Source organism: Embleya sp. NPDC055664, assembly GCF_053618075.1.
Genome location: NZ_JBSHGZ010000006.1, coordinates 130,377 through 146,075 on the forward strand (window position 1 = coordinate 130,377; position 15,699 = coordinate 146,075).

Sequence of the window (15,699 nt, forward strand, 5' to 3'; positions counted from 1 at the left end):
TCCGCATCGCCCGAACGCGCGACGGGCTCGGGCGTCTAGGGTGCGCCCATGACGCGCTCTGTGCAGCCCGCGGAACACGCCCCCCACGAGACCCCCCGCGCGCCCGCCGCCGCCCGTGGCGACACGGTCGACGTGCTGTTCGGCCGCCCCGTGCCGGATCCCTATCGTGCCCTGGAGGACCCGGACGCGCCGGCCACCCGCGCCTGGTCGGCCGCGCAGGACGAGTGGTTCCACGCCCATGTGGACCATCTGGCCGGACGCGATCGGCTGCGGGCGCGCCTGGACGAACTGCTCGCCACCGGGTCGATGGGGCTGCCCTGTTGGCGCGGCGGGCGGCACTTCCTGGTCCGCCGCGACCCGGGGCGCGAGCACGGCGTGTTGTTCGTGGTCGAGCCGGACGGGAGCGAGCGGGAGCTGGTGGATCCGATCGCGATCGACCCGGGCGGCACCACCACGCTCGACCAATGGGTGCCCTCCGACGAGGGCGACCGGCTGGCGTATCTGCTCTCCACGGGCGGGGACGAGGAGTCGCGCCTGTACGTGCTCGACGTCGCCGACGGCACCCGGATCGAGGGCCCGATCGACCGGATGCGGGACACCTCGATCGCCTGGCTCCCCGGCGGCGAGGCGTGTTACCTGGTACGCCGACTGCCGCCGGAGGCGGTGCCCGAGGGTGAGGAGCAGCACCACCGCCGGGTGTACCTGCACCGGATCGGCACGGAACCGGCCGAGGATGTGGAGGTGTTCGGCGCGGGCACCGATCCGGGCACCTACTTCGGCGTCGGGGTCAGCCGGGACGGCCGCTGGCTGAGCGTGTCCTCCTCCTCGGGCACCGCGCCGCGCAACGACCTGTGGCTGGCCGATCTGCACGCGGGTCCGCCGGAGCGGCCGGTACTGCGGCCGGTGACCGTGGGACTGGACGCGCTCACCGGGGTGCGGGTGGGTCGCGACGGGCGGCTGTACGTGCTCACCGACCTGGACGCGCCGCGCGGCCGGCTGTGCGTGGCCGATCCGGCGGCGCCCGGGCCCGAGGGCTGGCGCGATCTGGTCGCCGAGGAGCCGGACGCGGTGCTGACGGGCTTCGCGATCCTGGACGGACCGCAGGCGCCCCGACCGACCCTGCTGGTCGGTCGGACCCGGCACGCGGTGGGCGAACTGGCCGCGTACGACCTGGCGGACGGGCAATTGTCGGCCCGCCCGAGCATGCCCGGCGGCTCACCCGGATCCATCGGCGGCCTCGCCGAACACCCCGAGGGCGGACACGAGGCGTGGTTCGGCTGGTCGGACTACACCGCCCCGTCGGCGGTGTTGCGCTACGACGCGCGTACCGGGGCGATCGACACCTGGGCCACCGCGCCCGGTACCGCGACGCTGCCCGACGTACACGTGCGCCAGGAGACGTACCGCTCGGCCGACGGCACCACCGTGCGCATGTTCGTGATCGCGCCGACCGCCGAACCGGACCGCCCCCGGCCCACCGTGCTCTACGGGTACGGCGGCTTCGGCATCTCGCTCGGCCCCGCCTACTCGGCGGGTGTGCTCGCCTGGGTGGAGGCGGGCGGGGTGTACGCGATCGCCAACCTGCGCGGCGGCGGCGAGGAGGGCGAGCAGTGGCATCGAGCGGGCATGCGGGGGCACAAGCAACACGTGTTCGACGACTTCCACGCCGCCGCGGAGCACTTGGTCGCCCGCGGGTGGACGACGCCCGACCGGCTCGCCGCGTCCGGCGGCTCCAACGGCGGCCTGCTCGTCGGCGCCGCGCTCACCCAGCGGCCCGAGTTGTACGCGGCTGTGGCCTGCTCGATGCCGCTGCTCGACATGGTCCGCTACGAGCGCTTCGGCCTGGGACGGTTGTGGTCCGACGAGTACGGCACCGCCGAGGTGGCGGAGGAACTGCACTGGCTGCTGGGCTACTCGCCCTATCACCACGTGCGTCCGGGCGTGGCGTATCCGGCGGTGCTGTTCACCGTGTTCGACGGGGACAGCCGGGTGGATCCGCTGCACGCGCGCAAGATGTGCGCGGCCCTGCAACACGCGACCACGAGCGGGCGCCCGGTGCTGCTGCGGGCCGAGGCCGAGGTGGGTCACGCGGCCCGCTCGGTCACCCGCACGGTCGAACTGACCGCGGACACACTCTCCTTCCTGGCCGCGCACACCGGCCTCGACCCGGACGGGCCCGGGTCCGCGTCGGCCGCCGGGTCCGTGCCGGCCGGGTCCGGGCTCGGGCACGGCCTCGGGTACAAGATCGACGAAGGTGGGGATCGGTGACATAACGGTGATCAACGACGAAAGGCGCGAAGGAGAGGTAACGCACGAGTGCCCTCGGCCTCGTGACTACTGTGGGACGCGGGTCCCCGGTCGCGGGGAGATCGTCCCCCGCTCGTCGTCCGAAAGGTCTCGTACGTGTCCGCGCTCGTCCCCGGAGTCCAGTTGTCCCTCGACGCCGCCGCAGGCAACGGCAAGGTGTCGTCGTGGTTCGATCGGCACGGCGAGTCCCTCGTGGTGACGCCGATCCGGATCCTCGTGATCATCCTGGTCGCGCTGATCCTGCGGGCGGTGACCCGAAAGCTGATCACCCAGCTGGTCGGCCGGATGGCCAACAGCGGTACGGACAGCAGCGGGCGGCCGGTCACCGGCTTCCTGCTCAACGCCGAGCGCCGCCGCCAGCGCGCCGAGACGGTGGGCTCGGTGCTGCGCAGCACCGCGTCGTTCGTGATCCTGGGCATCGCCGGGCTGATGGTGCTCGGCGAGTTCAAGGTCAACCTCGCGCCGCTCCTCGCCAGCGCGGGCATCGCCGGCATCGCGCTCGGCTTCGGTGCGCGCAACCTGGTGACCGACTTCCTGTCCGGGATGTTCATGATCCTGGAGGACCAGTACGGCGTGGGCGACCTGGTCGACGCCGGTCCGGCCACCGGCACGGTGGTGGAGGTGGGCCTGCGGATCACCAAGCTGCGCGACGTGGACGGCACCGTCTGGTACATCCGCAACGGCGAGATCAAGCGGATCGGCAACAAGAGCCAGGGTTGGGGCACCGCCAAGGTGGACGTGCAGGTCGGCTACCACGAGGACGTGGACAAGGTCCGCGCGGTGATCACCTCCACCGCCGAGGCGCTGGCCGACGTGGAGCCGTGGAACGAGCGGGTCTGGGGCTCGGCGACGGTGGTCGGGATGGAGGCGGTGACGGCCGACGCGGTGGTGCTCCAGGTGCAGATCAAGACCATGCCGGGCCAGGAACTGCCGGTCGCGCGCGAGTTGCGGGGTCGGGTCAAGCGCGCGTTCGACGACGCGGGCATCCGCATCAGCGAACCGATCGCCGGCGCCACACCCCCCACCGAGGACCCGGGCGCCCCGGCCCCCCAGGCCGAACCGGCCCCGGTCCCGGTCAACCCGCCGCCCACACCCCCCACGCCGCAGGCCCCGGGGGCACCCTGACCCCGACCCCGCCGGCCCGGGTCCTCCACCCGTGTCGTGGGTGAACCCGGTCGCCTGTACCGGCGCCGGCGCAGGCCCCGGGCCGCCTCCGATCCTGGCCCCGCCTGCCCGGGTCCCACCCAGGTTGTGGGTGGGACCGCCACCCGTGCCGGCGACGCCGCAGAGCCCCGGGGCGCCCTGATCCCGGCGCCGCGTGCCCGACCCCACCCGTGTCCTGGGCGGGCTCTGCCCCCATGCCGGCGACGCCGCTTGGTCTGGGTTGCCTCGGGTCGGGCCGGGCGTTCTCGTGCCGGGTGTCGCCGGAGAGCTTGCCGCCGCGCCGGCGGGGGCAGGGACAGGGGCGGGCCGGGCGTCTGCGGCTCGCGGGGTGCGTGGGCGCGGGACCATTCGGGCTACCCGTGGCGCGTCTCCGGCCGTTGTGGCTGCCGCGTCGCCGAGACTGGGTCGGGTGAACGCTCCCCTGTGCCTGGTCACCGGATCCACCGGCTATCTGGGCGGCCGGCTGGTGACCGAGCTGCTCGCCGCCGGTCATCGGGTGCGCTGCATGGCCCGGACCCCGGCCAAGCTGCGCGACCACCCGTGGGCGGACCGGGTGGAGATCGTGCGCGCCGACGCGCTCGACCCGGCCGCGGTGCGCCGAGCCCTCGACGGCGTGGACGTGGCCTACTACCTGATCCACGCGCTCGGCAGCGGACCGCGCTTCGCCGACACCGACCGCGACAGCGCGCGCGTGTTCGCCGAGGCGGCCGAGGACGCGGGCGTGGGCCGGCTCGTCTACCTCGGCGGCCTGGGCCCGGCCGCCGGTTCCGCGGCCCGCGACTCCTCCCCGCACCTGCGTTCGCGCGCCGAGGTGGGCGAGATCCTGCTCGCCGGCGCGGTGCCCACCGTCGTGCTGCGCGCGGCGGTGATCATCGGCTCGGGCTCGGCGTCCTTCGAGATGTTGCGCTACCTGACCGAGCGGCTGCCGGTGATGGTCACCCCGCGCTGGGTCACCTCCCGGATCCAGCCGATCGCCGTTCGCGACGTACTGCGCTACCTGGTCGGCTGCGCCACACTGCCCCCGGACGTGAACCGCGCCTTCGACATCGGCGGCCCGGACGTGCTCACCTACGAGCAGATGATGCAGCGCTACGCGGCCGTGGCCGGACTGCGCCGCCGCCGGGTGTTGCCGGTGCCGATGCTCTCGCCCTGGTTGTCCAGCCATTGGGTGGGTCTGATCACCCCCGTACCCGGCGCCCTGGCCCGACCGCTGGTGGAGTCGCTGCGCAGCGAGGTGGTCTGCCACGAGCACGACATCGCCCGCTACGTCCCCGACCCGCCGGAGGGCCTGATCGGCTTCGACCGGGCCCTCGAACTGGCGCTGGCCCGGATCCGCGACGCCGACGTGGCCACCCGCTGGTCCTCGGCGGCCACCGCCGGGGCGCCCAGCGATCCGCTGCCCACCGATCCGGACTGGTCCGGCGGCTCGCTGTACGAGGACGTCCGCGAGGCGGAGCCGGCCGCGTCCCCGGCGGCGGTATGGCGGGTGATCGAGGGCATCGGCGGCGGCAACGGCTGGTACTCGTGGCCGCTCGCCTGGTCGGTGCGCGGCGCCCTGGACCGGATCGTGGGCGGTGTCGGACTGCGCCGGGGACGCCGTGATCCGCACCGGCTCCGGGTCGGCGACTCGCTCGACTTCTGGCGGGTGGAGGAGGTGGTGCCCGGTCGGCTGCTCCGCCTGCGCGCCGAGATGCGTCTGCCGGGCCTGGCCTGGCTGGAGTTCAGCGTCACGGACCACGACGGCACCACGCACTACCGCCAGCGTGCGCTGTTCCATCCCCGGGGACTGCTCGGGCACGCGTACTGGTGGGCCGTGTTCCCTTTCCACGGCATCGTCTTCGGCGGCATGCGCCGGGGCATCGCCCGCGCCGCGGAGCGTTAGGTCCCGTCCGGGGGCCTCCGGCTCGCGGGCCCATCTGAGAGGATGGAGCGGTGACCCAGATGCCGGCGCCGGAACCGAGTCTCTACGAAGCCGTGGGCGGCGAGGAGACGTTCGCCAAACTCGTGCACCGCTTCTATCAGGGTGTGCGCGAGGATCCCCTGCTGCGTCCGATGTATCCGGAGGAGGACCTGGACGGAGCCGAGGACCGACTGCGGATGTTCCTCGTCCAATACTGGGGCGGCCCGCGCACCTACAGCGAACAACGCGGTCACCCGCGGCTGCGGATGCGACACGCGCCGTTCGCCGTGACCGAGGAGGCGCGCGACGCGTGGTTGCGGCACATGCGCGCGGCGGTCGACGAGATCGCGCTGCCGGCCGCGCAGGAGAACACCCTCTGGGAATACCTGGTCTACGCCGCGCAGTCGATGGTCAACCGGCTCGACTGACCCGGCGACCGACGGCGGGCGGGACGGGGCGACAGCCACACCGGGAGCGATCCGACGGAGGCGGCCGATGGTACGCGGGTGGTGGCACGACGCGGTCTTCTACCAGGTCTATCCGCGCAGCTTCGCGGACGGCGACGGGGACGGGGTCGGCGATCTGCCCGGGCTCTTCGCCCGCCTGCCGTACCTCCGGGACCTGGGTGTCGACGCGATCTGGCTGAGCCCCTTCTATCGGTCGCCGATGGTCGACGCCGGCTACGACGTCGCCGATCCGCGCGACGTGGACCCCCTGTTCGGCACCCTCGCCGACGCGGACCGGGTGTTCGCGCGGGCACACGAACTCGGCCTGGCGGTCCTGGTGGATGTGGTCCCGAACCACACCTCTCGGGACAGCGCGTGGTTCGCCGCCGCACTCGCCTCGCCCCCGGGTTCGGTCGAGCGCTCCCGCTACCTCTTCCGCGACGGCCGGGGCACGGGCGGGGACGAGCCGCCGAACAACTGGCTGTCCCAGTTCGGCGGCCCCGCGTGGACCCGGATCACCGAGGCCGACGGCCGTCCGGGCCAGTGGTATCTGCACCTGTACTCACCGGCGCAGCCCGACCTGAACTGGCGCAACCTCGAAGTGCGTTGCGAGTATCTGTCGATCCTGCGCTTCTGGCTGGACCGCGGCGTGGACGGCTTCCGGATCGACGTCGCGCACGGTCTGGTCAAGGCACTCGGCCTGCCGGACGTGCCGCCGGGCGTACCGCAGGGGTGGGAGGGTCGGCTGCGGCATCGGCTGCCGTACTGGGACCAGCCCGAGGTGCACGACGTCTACCGCACGTGGCGTCGGCTGCTCGACTCGTACGCCGACGTGGACACCGGCGGCGGGCGGCGCGGGCGGATCGCGGTGGCCGAGGTGTGGCTGCCCCGGGCCGAGCGGTCGGCCGCCTACCTGCGACCCGGCGAGCTGCATCAGGCGTTCGACTTCCCCTTCCTCCTCGCCGGTTGGGACCCGGTCCGGCTGCGCGCGGCGATCGACGACGCGCTGGCCGCCACCGCCGCGGTGGGCGCGGCGCCGACGTGGGTACTGGCCAACCACGACGTGGTGCGGCCGGTGACCCGGTTCGGCGGCGGAGCCCTCGGTCTCGCCCGGGCCCGGGCGGCGCTGCTGCTCGAACTCGCCCTGCCCGGCGCGGCCTACCTGTACCAGGGCGACGAGTTGGGCCTGCCCGAGGTCGAGGACCTGCCCGACGGGCTGCGTCGGGACCCGGTGTTCGCGCACTCGGGCGGTCGGGTGCCGGGCCGGGACGGGTGCCGGGTGCCGCTCCCGTGGGCGGGCGAGGCGGCGCCGTTCGACTTCACCTCGGGGGAGGCCGCCTGGTTGCCCCAGCCCGCCTCCTGGGCGGAGCTGACCGTCGCGGCCCAGCGGCACGACCCGGACTCCACCCTCGCGCTGTGCCGCACCGCGCTGCGCATCCGCCGGACCCACCCGGCCCTCGGCGCCCGCGCGGCCGGCCGCGGCCTGACCTGGGCCGAGGACGAACTCCCGCCGGACATACTGGCCTTCACCCGCGTCCCCGGCTTCGGCTGCGCGGTGAACATGGGCAAGGCCCCGGCCCGCGTCCCCGTGACCGGCCCGCTGCTGCTGGCCTCGGGACCGGTGGAGCACACCGGGACCGGCGACCTGACCCTCCCGCCGAACACCGCGGTGTGGTGGTCGGCCGTCGCCTGACCACAACCTCGCCTCCGACGAGTCGACCTCGGCGGCTCGACGCGGGCGGCGTTGTCTCGGGGGCGGTCAGCGGGTGAACAGCAGGCCCGGGGCGTCCTCGCGCCGGACCGATACCGAGCCGTAGCGGGCCTCCAGGCGCAGCCAGGCGCCGGTGCGCAACACCGCGGCCCGGGCGTCGGCATCCGGCGGGCCCAGGAAGCCGAAGGACTGCGCGGCGTGCGCGGCCCGCAGCGGCAGTCGGCCGGCCATCGGTCGGGTCCAGATCCCGGCCGCGACCCGCTCGAACTCGGCACGCGGCATGCCCGGCTCGGTCCTGGCCCGGAACTCGGCGACGCCGGCGGCCACTTCGCGGGCCAGGTCGGGCACCGAGAGGTCGGCGACGTGTTCCCACCCGGTGCGCGGCGGCAGCAGGCCGGCCCACCCCGGGCCGGTTACCGACGGGGGAAGCGACACACTCGCGTCGTCCGCGATCGCGTCGAGGAGTTGTCCGGCGGACACGGTCGCGTCCACCGTCGCGGGTTCGGCCAATTCGCTCGCCCGCAGCGTGATCACGCCCGAGGAGGCGGCACCGAACGGCGGATGCCCGAACGTACCGAGCACCATCCCCTCGGCCCGTATCCGCACCACCGCGCCGCGGTCGTAGCGCAGCAGTCGGCTCAGGTAGCCGCCCAGGTCCGCGGCGGCGGCCGGGTCGGCGAGTCGCAGCACGGTCATGCGCGGGCCGACCGCCCCGCCGACTCGTCCTGCGGTTCGAGGAAGCGGTCCAGGTAGGCCCGTTCCTCCTCGGTCAGTCGCCGGGGACGCTGCTCGACCAGCGAATAGGGCACGAGCACGGACAGCGCCGTGGCGTACACCTGCTCGCCGTCCCTGATCTCGTAGGCCAGGGTGAATCGGGCGGCCCCGATCCGGGTCACCCAGGTCTCCACCCGCACCGGTTCGGCGCGCCACACCAGCGGGCGTTTGTAGTCGATCTCGTGGCGGGCGATCACCACGCCCTCGGAGAGCGTCTTGGCCCCCTCGCGCTGCCCGAGGGTGAACATCATGTCCACGCGCGCCTCCTCCAGATAGCGGAGGTATTGCACATTGTTGACGTGCCGGTAGGCGTCCATGTCGGACCACCGAACCGCCGCGTGATAGATGTGCCTGGCCACGTGCCCAGCCTCTTCTCTGTGATTGCCGACCGACCGGTCCGGCCCGGTGTCGCCGACGGCCTGCCGCATGGGGACATGCGACAGGCCGTCGGCCGCCCGAACCGATCGGGTGGATCAGTTGCGCTTGAGCTTCTTGTAGGTCGCGCGATGCGGCCGGGCCGCGTCGGCGCCCAGGCGCTCGACCTTGTTCTTCTCGTACGACTCGAAGTTGCCCTCGAACCAGAACCACTTCGAGTCACCCTCGTAGGCGAGGATGTGCGTGGCGACCCGGTCCAGGAACCAGCGGTCGTGCGAGACGACCACGGCGCAGCCCGGGAACTCCAGGAGCGCGTTCTCCAGGCTGGACAGGGTCTCGACGTCGAGGTCGTTGGTCGGTTCGTCGAGCAGCAGCAGGTTGCCGCCCTGCTTGAGCGTCAGCGCCAGGTTGAGCCGGTTGCGCTCACCGCCGGAGAGCACCCCGGTGGGCTTCTGCTGGTCCGGACCCTTGAAGCCGAAGGCGCTGACGTAGGCCCGGGACGGGACCTCGACGTTGCCGACCTTGATGTAGTCCAGGCCGTCGGAGACGACCTCCCACAGGTTCTTCTTCGGGTCCAGGCCGCCGCGCGACTGGTCGACGTAGGAGACCTTGACGGTCTCGCCGACCTTGATGTTGCCGGTGTCGGGCGTCTCGGCGTCGATCAGCATCTTGAACAGCGTGGTCTTGCCCGCGCCGTTCGGACCGATGATGCCGACGATGCCGTTGCGCGGCAGCGTGAAGGACAGGTCGTCCATCAGCAGCTTCTCGTCGAACGCCTTGCTGAGGTGCTCGACCTCGATGACGACGCTGCCCAGGCGCGGACCCGGCGGGATCTGGATCTCCTCGAAGTCCAGCTTCCGCATCTTGTCCGCCTCGGCGGCCATCTCCTCGTAGCGGGCCAGTCGCGCCTTGCTCTTGGCCTGCCGGCCCTTCGCGTTGGAGCGGACCCACTCGAGCTCGTCCTTGAGCCGCTTCTGCCGCTTGGCGTCCTTCTGCCCTTCGACCTTCAGGCGGGTGGCCTTGGTGTCCAGGTAGGTGGAGTAGTTGCCCTCGTAGGGGTGCAGGCGACCGCGGTCGACCTCGCAGATCCACTGGGCGACGTTGTTCAGGAAGTACCGGTCGTGGGTGACCGCGACGACGGTGCCCGCGTACTTCTCCAGGTGCTGTTCCAGCCACTGGACGCTCTCCGCGTCGAGGTGGTTGGTCGGCTCGTCGAGGAGCAGCAGGTCGGGGGCTTCGAGGAGCAGCTTGCACAGCGCCACGCGGCGCTTCTCGCCACCGGAGAGGTTCACGATCGGCCAGTCGCCGGGCGGGCAGCCCAGCGCGTCCATGGCCTGTTCGAGCTGCGAGTCGAGTTCCCAGGCGTTCGCGTGGTCGAGCTGGTCCTGCAGCTCGCCCATCTCCGCCATCAGCTCGTCGGTGTAGTTCGTGGCCATCTCCTCGGCGATGGCGTTGAACCGGTCCAGCTTGCCCTTGATCTCCTTGACGCCGTCCTGGACGTTCTCCAGAACGGTCTTGGTCTCGTCGAGCGGAGGCTCTTGGAGCAGGATTCCGACGGTGTAGCCGGGGGACAGAAACGCGTCGCCGTTGGAGGGCTGTTCCAGCCCGGCCATGATCTTCAGAACGGTCGACTTACCCGCGCCGTTCGGGCCGACGACGCCGATCTTGGCTCCCGGCAGGAAGCTGAGCGTCACGTCGTCGAGGATCACCTTGTCGCCGTGCGCTTTACGCGCCTTGCGCATGGTGTAGATGTACTCAGCCATGCGTCCAAGCCTATGGTCTGGCGGACAGTGCCCGTGCATGGGTGCCCGGTGGGCGCGGGATACGAACCCCGAGCCAAGCGCCCCGGCCCGCACCCGCCCGGCCCGGAACTCGGCCCGGCGAGGTCGACCGGCCTGCGGCCCGCTCGTCCTCAAGCGCCGGACGGGCTGGAATTGCTTGGTTCGGGTGCGGCATGTGCCGTGGACCAACCGGGCTTGTAGCGGCTCGGTGCGGCGGTGCTTGGGTCGCTGTCGGCTTCGGCTTGGCCGAGCACGCGGTTCGGCCTCGACGGACGTCGGATCGGGACGCGGCTCGGCGCGCGGCTTGACCGATCCGATGCCCGGCGCAGACTCGGCCCGAGCCCGACCCCAACCCGCTCGACCCTCGGCCTCGGCTCGACCCCGCCCGACAACGACCTGCTCGGCGGTCGGTCCGACGCCGTGCCCAACCCGGGCCGACACGGCCGCGACCGACTCGGCGCTCGGGGTCGGCTCCGCAACGGACTCTGCCCGCCCGATACGCGGCTTCGGGCTGTGACCTGCTCGGTGTTTGGCTTTGGCTCAACCTCGTGCTCGGAACGAACCGGCCGATGCCGGGCTTCCCTGGCGGTGGGTGCTCGGCTTCGGCCCGGTTCCGTGTCGGGCCGCGATCGGTCCGCGCTTCGTGGCCTCGGGCCTGGCTCCGACCGCTGGCTGCTTGGCTGCCGCTCGGGTCGGCGACCGACCTGGGCCGCTTGGCGTTCGGGGCCGGCTCGGGTCCGTGCCCAATCCTGGCCGGCTCTTGGACCCGCCCCGCTGCGAGCGGCTTGGCTGTGCGGTGGCGGCTTGGGACCGGCTCGGATCCGCGGGTGGCCCTGGGGGCTTGGGCTTGGTGTGTGTGCGGGCCGGTGGTCGGGGTGTGGCAAGGGGGCGGGCCCCGGCGCGGTTGGGTGCGGCGGGGCCCGGTCCTTGGGGGTGGTGTTATGTGTGGCGGTTCGGCTGTCAGGCGGTGGCGCCGGTCGAGCCCTTGCGGCGACGCATGAAGAAGACGAGGCCGCCACCCGCGAGGACGAGCGCACCGGCGCCGCCCAGGATCGCGGGGGTGTTGCTGCCGTCGCTACCGGTCTCGGCGAGGTCCGGGCCCTTCGGGTTCACCGGGGCCGGGGTTCCGCCGGTGGTGCCACCGGTGGTGCCGCCGCCCGTGGTGCCGGCGGTCTCGCAGTCGAGGGTGCCGGTGAACTCCTTGGCGGTCTTGCCGTCGGGGCCCACGATCGTGATCTTGTACGCCTGGTCCTCCTGGACCTTCACGACCTGGTCGTACGACTTGCCCGCCTCGACGGTGGTTTCCTTGCCGTCGAGCTTGAACTTGTACGACTCGTCACCGTTGTTCTTCACGGTGACCTTCACGCCGCCCGCCACGCAGTCCTTGGTGGCGTTGATCTCCGGGAGCGGGCCCTTGCCGGGCTTGCCCCACTTGGCGACCGCGTGGTCCGAGGCCTGCACCTTCTGCTTGTCCGCGACGATCAGCAGCTGGCTGGTCGTCCCGTTGGTGTTGACGCCCTGGAAAACCCGACCGGCCTGCACGGTCGACTCGCCGGAGACCTCGAAGGTCTGGCTGCCTTCCTTGGTGGCACCCGCGGGGTTCACGTAGAGCTTGTCGCCGTTGCCGACCTTGGTGACCGGCTTGCCATCGGCGTCCACCAGTACGGGCTTGCCGTCGGTGTCACCCGCGGTGAGCTTCGCGTTGATCGACTTGCCCTCGGCGTTGGTCTTGACCTCGAACGGGCCGATGCCGGGCTTGTCGGTGATCTTGCCGGTCTTCTCGCCCGGGTTGAGCGAGAGCGAGACGGGCGGTTCGGTGACGTCGCCCTTGTTGGCGTCGCCGACCAGGTACTTGTACAGCTTGACGACGTCGGCGTCGTTCTTCTTGTTGCCCTCGTCCAGGTTCTGGCCGTCGGTGAAGTGCCAGATGGCGGCCTGCGTGGCAGCCGCGGCCTCACCCTCGGTCAGCTCCGGGCTCTTGATCGTCGTACGAACGTTGGCCAGGTCGACGGTCGGGAAGGAGTTGAGCAGGACCCACTTGACCTTGGCCTTGTCGGCCTTGGTCCCGAAGGACGTCTCCTTCCAGTTCGACTCGTCGTACTTCGCGCCGTCGTACACCTTGGTGTGGAAGTCGATGCAGTAGGTGCGGAGGATCTTTCCGTCCACCTGGAGCTTCAGGATCGACGCTCGCTGGGCGCCATCCTTGCCCTTCAGGAAGATGTCCGCACCGACATCGCCGCCCTGATAGACGCCCTTGGCGCCCTCCGCGTTGGCCGCACCCGCGAAACCGATCACGCCGGCCGCCGCCAGGCCCGTCGCCACGACCATGGCCGACAGGCGGGTGGCCGTCCGTCCCGGTGTACGGAACATGTGGTGGTCCCCTCGAAAAATGTATGCCGAATCTCGCGCGGCGCATCGTTCCCCCGAGCACGGCGCGAGTAAAGAACCGTTGAATGGTATGAGCCGGTGGGCCACCCCCCGCGACCCGGGGTAGCAATTTGTTTCACGTTCTTTACCTCGGGAGAAGATCCGACTCGAGGAAGGTAATTCGAATATCGCCGAGTCGACAAGTCCTCGGCGGGAATAGCAGCTCATTGCGGTCGACAAGCCGCATAGCCGCTGATCAGGGCGATCTGGCTCACTATTGATTTTTCAAGGTGCACAACCGTGCGAAACGGTCTTTTGGTGATCAATACCTTGCCTCGGGCGTATTCACCCCCACGTTCCGACGCTTTCCGACCTCACCGCCGTGTCGGTTGCCTCGATTGCGGCGATTGGCCCGTTTCGATATGCATCGTACCGACGGCGCGGTCGTCACAATTCTGTTTCAGATTCGTCCCGAAAACCGACCGGAATTATCTCGGCTATCGCCAATGAATGGCTTTCCCGAACATGCGGCCATGTCGTGCATCAATTCATGCCGCCTCCTCTTCGCGTTCGGGACTGCTCCCCATCCCGATCGCGAGGACGCCCTGGTCGACCGTCGCTCCGGCCGCGACGTCATCCGCCACGAGCGCCAGTCGGGCCGGCCGGGCCACCCGGCGGAACTCCGCGACCCCTCGGGCGAGGTCGTGTCCCACCGAGGAGGCGTCGATCTCGGTGACCGTCAACCACCGTCCCTCCCGCTCCCACTCGCGCACCCGCAGCCGCCCGGTGACCACGAGCGGGTCGCCCTTGTCGATCGAACTCGTCACGTTCTCGGCCAGCGCACGAAAGCACGCGATCGTGTAGAAGGACGCGTCCCCCGACACCCACTGGCCGCTGTCCCGGTCGAAGCGCCGCGGCGACACCGCCATCCGAAACCGCGCGAGCGGCACACCGGCCTGGGTCATCTGCACCCGGACCTCGCTCGCGGCATTGCCGACCACCGTCACGTACGTGTCCACGCTTGCCTCCCTGGGTCACCGGCGTGCACCGCGACATCGCCGTCCGCACTCGACGATGCGGCATGCGGCGGTGGGGAGGCCGGGGACCAGGACGGGGTGTGGACAACTCGGCGCCTGTGGACAACGACGCGTCACTCACGTGGGTGACCACCCACCCGCCCGACCCCCTCCCGCGCAGCCACGAACTCCGCGCACGCCTCCCGATACCGCACCACCTCCGCCTCCCCCGGCCCCACCACCACCCGATCCGCCACATCCGCCACCCGCGCCCGCAACGCGGCCTCCACCCCCGCCACCCGCCGCCCCGCCGCACCCACCGCCACCCGCCACCCGCACCACGCCCCCGAGGCCCCCACCACCAGTCCCGCGAACGCCGCCCACGCCGCCACCGGAAGCCCGAGCCACCGCGCCACCGGCACCCCCGTCGCCGCCAACCCGATCCCGAGCAGCCCGGCGATCACCGCGACCACCCCGACCCACCACGCACCCGCCGCCACCCGCGCCACCCGAGTCGGCGGCGGCGCCTTCGGCACGGCCCCGACCAGCGCCGCGTCCACCTCGTCCGGCAACACCCGCAACCCCTCGGCCAACGCCCGATGCACCCCGCCCACCCACACCGCCGGCATCCCCCGACTCAGCGTCGCCCCGGCCCGCCGGATCGCCTGCTCGGCCCGATGTACCTGCACCGGCTCGACCCGCGCCACCGGCCGCCGCGCCCGACGCCACAACGACGCCCGCGCGGCCCGTACCCGCTCCCCCTCGGCCGCCGCCACCACGCCCACCCCGGCCGCATCGCACAAATCGCCCACCAGCACGTCCCGGTCCGCCGCGGCGAACACCTCCACGCCCGGCACCACGCCGGCGAAGTACGGCTCCAGCCGCTCGGTCAACGCGTCCAGATCCGCGCTCAGCCGAGCCACCGACGCCTCGCCGCTCCCCGACACACCGGCCACCACCCGGCGCAGCTCGGCGATCCCAAGCCCGGTCTCCGGCGAGGTCGCCAACACCCGCACCTCGGCGAGCCCGTCGGCCGCGAGCAACGCCCGGACATCGGTCAGACACGCCGCGAGATCCCCGACGGGCAACCGGTCCGCGTGGTTGAGCACGACCGTCATGCAGTGCGCGTGGTGCCGGAACACCCGGAGATAGCGGTCGTGCAGGAGCGCGTCGGCGTACTTCTGCGGATCGAGCACCCACACGATGTAATCCGCGACCGCCACCAACGCGTCCACCTCCGCCCGGTGCGCGAGGTCGATCGAGTCGTGGTCCGGCAGGTCCAGCAGAATCAACCCGGCGGGCATCCCGCCGCCACGCCGAGCGCCCTGCGAGCCGTGGCGGCCGTGCGCGGGCTCCGCCCCACCACCGTGCCACGCGTCCAACACCCCGTGCCGCGCCACCCGACACCCCTGCTCGATCCCGAGCAGATCGAGCAACGGCGCCGCCCCGTCGGGATCCCACGCGCACGCGAGCGTGGTCCGGGTCGTCGGCCGACGCACCCCGGTATCCGCCAGGCGCAACCCCGTAAGCACATTGAACAGCGACGACTTCCCCCCACCGGTGGCCCCCGCGAGCGCCACCACGGTGTGCCGCCCGGCCGTGGCGAGCCGCGTCTCGGCATGCCCGAGCAGGTCCTCGGCGGCGGCGAGTTCGGCTCCGGGAAGCCGGTCCCGGGCCAGCCGCACCGCCCGATCCAACGCGGCCGACCGCGCCGCCAGCCGCGCCGATTCCTCCGTCTCGCTCACGTGCCGGGCCCGGCGCACGGCGAACCGATCGAGGTACTCCCCACCCGCCGTCATCGGCCCGGCCGAACCACGCCGGCGGCTCGCCCGACCCGGCGCCCACGCCCAGCCGCCCC

At 72.0% G+C, this 15,699-nt stretch carries 11 protein-coding genes; 5 read left to right on the top strand and 6 right to left on the bottom strand.

Annotated features, from left to right (window positions below; genetic code table 11):
- Positions 1–48: 48 nt before the first annotated feature.
- The 5 genes from ACWGR4_RS13015 (at position 49) to ACWGR4_RS13035 (ending at position 7,510) form a co-directional block, all read left to right on the top strand.
- A complete protein-coding gene (locus tag ACWGR4_RS13015) occupies positions 49–2,268 on the top strand; it encodes a prolyl oligopeptidase family serine peptidase (protein WP_452128333.1) in 2,220 nt (739 codons plus the stop codon).
- 135 nt (positions 2,269–2,403) lie between these two features.
- The gene (locus ACWGR4_RS13020) at positions 2,404–3,432 is read left to right on the top strand and encodes a mechanosensitive ion channel family protein (protein WP_452128332.1); all 1,029 of its coding nucleotides are present in this window, start codon (positions 2,404–2,406) and stop codon (positions 3,430–3,432) included.
- Between the two features lie 448 nt (positions 3,433–3,880).
- Positions 3,881–5,353, top strand: a complete 1,473-nt coding sequence (locus ACWGR4_RS13025; protein WP_380002894.1) for an SDR family oxidoreductase — start codon at positions 3,881–3,883, stop codon at positions 5,351–5,353.
- A gap of 59 nt (positions 5,354–5,412) precedes the next feature.
- A complete protein-coding gene (locus ACWGR4_RS13030) occupies positions 5,413–5,799 on the top strand; it encodes a globin (protein WP_380029220.1) in 387 nt (128 codons plus the stop codon).
- Positions 5,800–5,866: 67 nt separating this feature from the next.
- A complete protein-coding gene (locus ACWGR4_RS13035) occupies positions 5,867–7,510 on the top strand; it encodes a glycoside hydrolase family 13 protein (RefSeq protein ID WP_452128331.1) in 1,644 nt (547 codons plus the stop codon).
- A gap of 66 nt (positions 7,511–7,576) precedes the next feature.
- Here ACWGR4_RS13035 and ACWGR4_RS13040 read toward each other — a convergent pair whose 3' ends face one another.
- The 6 genes from ACWGR4_RS13040 to ACWGR4_RS13065 all read right to left on the bottom strand — a co-directional run bounded on the left by ACWGR4_RS13040 (position 7,577) and on the right by ACWGR4_RS13065 (position 15,640).
- On the bottom strand, positions 7,577–8,224 hold the full coding sequence (locus ACWGR4_RS13040) for a hypothetical protein (protein WP_452128330.1): 648 nt from the start codon (positions 8,222–8,224) through the stop codon (positions 7,577–7,579).
- Complete coding sequence (locus ACWGR4_RS13045) at positions 8,221–8,661, bottom strand: acyl-CoA thioesterase (RefSeq protein WP_452128387.1); 441 nt, start codon at positions 8,659–8,661, stop codon at positions 8,221–8,223. Before ACWGR4_RS13045 ends, ACWGR4_RS13040 begins: the two co-directional genes overlap by 4 nt.
- Positions 8,662–8,775: 114 nt before the next feature.
- Entirely contained in the window at positions 8,776–10,440 is a 1,665-nt protein-coding gene (ettA, locus tag ACWGR4_RS13050) for an energy-dependent translational throttle protein EttA (RefSeq protein ID WP_380002890.1), read from the bottom strand.
- A 978-nt stretch (positions 10,441–11,418) separates the two neighbouring features.
- Positions 11,419–12,828 carry a Cys-Gln thioester bond-forming surface protein gene (locus tag ACWGR4_RS13055; RefSeq protein WP_380002889.1) on the bottom strand — a complete coding sequence of 470 codons (1,410 nt, stop codon included), beginning with the start codon at positions 12,826–12,828 and terminating at the stop codon, positions 11,419–11,421.
- Positions 12,829–13,373: 545 nt separating this feature from the next.
- The gene (ssb, locus tag ACWGR4_RS13060; RefSeq protein ID WP_380002888.1) at positions 13,374–13,844 is read right to left on the bottom strand and encodes a single-stranded DNA-binding protein; all 471 of its coding nucleotides are present in this window, start codon (positions 13,842–13,844) and stop codon (positions 13,374–13,376) included.
- Positions 13,845–13,975: 131 nt separating this feature from the next.
- Positions 13,976–15,640 carry a GTPase family protein gene (locus tag ACWGR4_RS13065; protein WP_452133621.1) on the bottom strand — a complete coding sequence of 555 codons (1,665 nt, stop codon included), beginning with the start codon at positions 15,638–15,640 and terminating at the stop codon, positions 13,976–13,978.
- Positions 15,641–15,699: the final 59 nt, after the last annotated feature.

Bases quoted from the DNA above. Each gene is read 5' to 3' on its own strand.
- ACWGR4_RS13035 (WP_452128331.1), top strand. From the start codon at position 5,867: ATGGTACGCGGGTGGTGGCACGACGCGGTCTTCTACCAGGTCTATCCG.
- ACWGR4_RS13030 (WP_380029220.1), top strand. From the start codon at position 5,413: ATGCCGGCGCCGGAACCGAGTCTCTACGAAGCCGTGGGCGGCGAGGAG.
- ACWGR4_RS13065 (WP_452133621.1), bottom strand. From the start codon at position 15,640: ATGACGGCGGGTGGGGAGTACCTCGATCGGTTCGCCGTGCGCCGGGCC.
- ACWGR4_RS13015 (WP_452128333.1), top strand. From the start codon at position 49: ATGACGCGCTCTGTGCAGCCCGCGGAACACGCCCCCCACGAGACCCCC.
- ACWGR4_RS13055 (WP_380002889.1), bottom strand. From the start codon at position 12,828: ATGTTCCGTACACCGGGACGGACGGCCACCCGCCTGTCGGCCATGGTC.
- ACWGR4_RS13040 (WP_452128330.1), bottom strand. From the start codon at position 8,224: ATGACCGTGCTGCGACTCGCCGACCCGGCCGCCGCCGCGGACCTGGGC.
- ettA (WP_380002890.1), bottom strand. From the start codon at position 10,440: ATGGCTGAGTACATCTACACCATGCGCAAGGCGCGTAAAGCGCACGGC.